The sequence below is a fragment of the Caulobacter sp. CCH9-E1 genome (assembly GCF_001556515.1).
GTDB lineage: Bacteria > Pseudomonadota > Alphaproteobacteria > Caulobacterales > Caulobacteraceae > Caulobacter.
Genome location: NZ_LSJA01000111.1, coordinates 1 through 539, shown reverse-complemented (window position 1 = coordinate 539; position 539 = coordinate 1). Strand labels below are relative to the sequence as shown.

Genomic DNA, 539 nt, shown 5'->3' with positions numbered 1-539 from the left:
TCTTGCAACCCCTGGGTCCCGGATAGCCTCTGCGAGGCTTCCGGGATGACACGAGATTTTTGCTTTGACGGTCGCCGATCCTAGATCGCCGTGAACGTCACCGCCCCGGCGCTGGCCAGGCTGATCGCGAACGACGCCTCGCCGTCGTACTCGCCGGCGTATTCCAGCGCCGCGACCAGGAACGGGCCTTCCAGTTGGCCGAAGTCCGGGATCACCAGACGCCAGGTCCGCGCCGACTGGTCGAAGAAGCTCTGGCGCACCTGGGCGTCGGAGGCGGCGTCGCGGAAGATCCCCGAACCCGACACGGCCACGGACTTGACGCCCGCCCCCGCCAGCAGCTCGCGCCAGCGGCCGGCGCTGTCGCTGTCGGTGGCGTCGATGGTCTTAGCGTTCAGGCTGAGGGTGCGAGCCCGCAGGCCCGCCACGGTGTGGAAGGTCGGGGTCTGGGCCCCATCGCTGATCTTCAGCAGCATGTCCTTGCCGGCTTGGGCGGCCATGATGAGTCTCCAGATGTTCGCGTTCCCCTCCCCCTTGCGGGG

Annotated in this window: 1 protein-coding gene; it reads right to left on the bottom strand. The window is 68.3% G+C overall.

The window, feature by feature from the left end; translation table 11 throughout:
* Positions 1–80: 80 nt before the first annotated feature.
* Positions 81–497, bottom strand: coding sequence for a phage major tail protein, TP901-1 family (locus AX690_RS07250; RefSeq protein ID WP_066686192.1), 417 nt, complete (start codon positions 495–497; stop codon positions 81–83).
* Positions 498–539: the final 42 nt, after the last annotated feature.

Bases quoted from the DNA above. Each gene is read 5' to 3' on its own strand.
- AX690_RS07250 (WP_066686192.1), bottom strand. From the start codon at position 497: ATGGCCGCCCAAGCCGGCAAGGACATGCTGCTGAAGATCAGCGATGGG.